Origin of the sequence: Nitratireductor sp. GZWM139, from assembly GCF_030068685.1 — a bacterium.
Taxonomy (GTDB): domain Bacteria; phylum Pseudomonadota; class Alphaproteobacteria; order Rhizobiales; family Rhizobiaceae; genus Nitratireductor; species Nitratireductor aquimarinus.
In genome coordinates this window covers 1-1,570 of record NZ_JAMQML010000050.1, presented here as the reverse complement: position 1 = coordinate 1,570, position 1,570 = coordinate 1, and the positions used below count along the sequence as shown (strand labels likewise).

1 protein-coding gene and 1 pseudogene are annotated in these 1,570 nt (G+C 63.6%); both read right to left on the bottom strand.

What is annotated here, in order from left to right:
* Positions 1 to 877: benzoate/H(+) symporter BenE family transporter (locus tag NDI72_RS21850; protein ID WP_283801790.1), on the bottom strand; the 877-nt coding region annotated here is incomplete at its 3' end.
* 76 nt (positions 878 to 953) lie between these two features.
* A pseudogene (locus NDI72_RS21845) lies at positions 954 to 1,523 on the bottom strand (enoyl-CoA hydratase/isomerase family protein); the annotation flags it as partial.
* Between the last annotated feature and the right edge of the window lie 47 nt (positions 1,524 to 1,570).

The window sequence follows — 1,570 nt, the reverse complement described above, 5'->3', positions numbered from 1 at the left end:
CGGAACGGAACCAGCGCATTCTTGCATTTAACTGCCAAGTGACAAGACCGGAAATGATCGTCATCGCATTGACCGGCGGCCGGAAATCCTCGGCCATGAGCACGCCGGTCGCCTGCGCGTTCTCGGCGCCGATCACCAGAAGGGCGAGCGGGATGGCAATTGCGAAAAAGGCGTCGACGGAAAATACCGGCATCGTGAATTCGGGCGCGGCGAAGGTGATGTTGGCGGCTCCGCCTCCGACAGCCCCAGTCGCAAGCGCAACGACCAGGCCCGCGACAAGGGCCGCAAGAACCGGCGGAATGGATTTGGTCAACCGCATCGAGACGAAGAAGGCGAGGATTGCCGCGCCGGCAATCAACGGTGCCGAGCTGAGTGCCGTCACCGTGCCGATCGCGAACCGGATCAGCGCACCGGCAATCATCGCCATGACGATCGGCATCCGCAGCCAGCGCATCACCTTGCCGATGAGCCCGCTCACACCGAGCAACAGAACCAGAAGCCCCGCCATGATGAAGCCGCCGACGGCCTCACTGAATGGAATGGTCGCAAGCGAGCCGGCGACAAGGGCCGCGCCGGGGATCGAGTAGGCGCCGTTGATCGGCTGCTTGTAGTAGAGTGCGAGCAGCAGGCTGATGATCCCACCGAGCACATAGATCGCAAAGAGCCAGGCGACGGTCTGCCCGTTGCTGAGATGGCCCGCCTCCGCGGCCCCGATGACGATCAGGGCCGGACCGGAGCAGCCGAAGATGGCGGCGACAAGCCCGGCGCTCATCGTCTTGATGCCGAGATGTTTCGGCAGGTCCCTGAGACCCGACGCAAGGCCGGGTCCCCGTTCGACAAAGCGTCTTTCTCGTGTGGACTGGTTGACTGTTTCCATGTTCGTTCCTCCCGAAGCGGATCCGAGGCCGCTTCCTCCTCGTGGAAATGAAGCCGAGGGCCGCCCGGCTGCCAAGTCAGCGCCCGACGAAGGACGGCGCGCGCTTTTCGTGGAAGGCCAGGACGCCTTCGCGGAAATCCTCCGATGTCCGAAGCCGGCTGTAGCAATGACCCTCAAGCTCGATCGCCGTTGACAGCGGCGCGTCGTCCGTGTCGTTCAGGAGCTTCTTCGCCGTGCGCTGGGCCAGCGGAGAAAAGCCGATCAACTCCTCGACAAGCGCGTCGACGGCCTTTTCCAGATCGGCATCCGCAACGATCTCCGAGGCGATACCCCAGTCGTAGGCTTCCTGACCGGTGATCCGCTTCGAGCGCATCACGATGTTCTTGGTGCGGGTGACGCCGACCATTTTCTGCAGACGGGCCGAGCCACCGGAGCCTGGAATCTGGCCGAGCTTCTGCTCGGGCAGCGCGTAGCGCGTGGTGTCGGTGGCGATACGGAAGTCGCAGGCAAGCGACAGTTCGAAGCCGACGCCGAAACAATAGCCGCGGTTGGCGGCGATGACCGGCTTGGAGCAACGGGCCGGTGCTGCGATGTTCCAGGCGAGGTGCGACACGTGCTCCGGGCTCGCTTCGAGGAAGCCCTTGATGTGGTTCTGTTGCAAACTTTCCGCTTACGGGCGGCGTGGCATAGGTG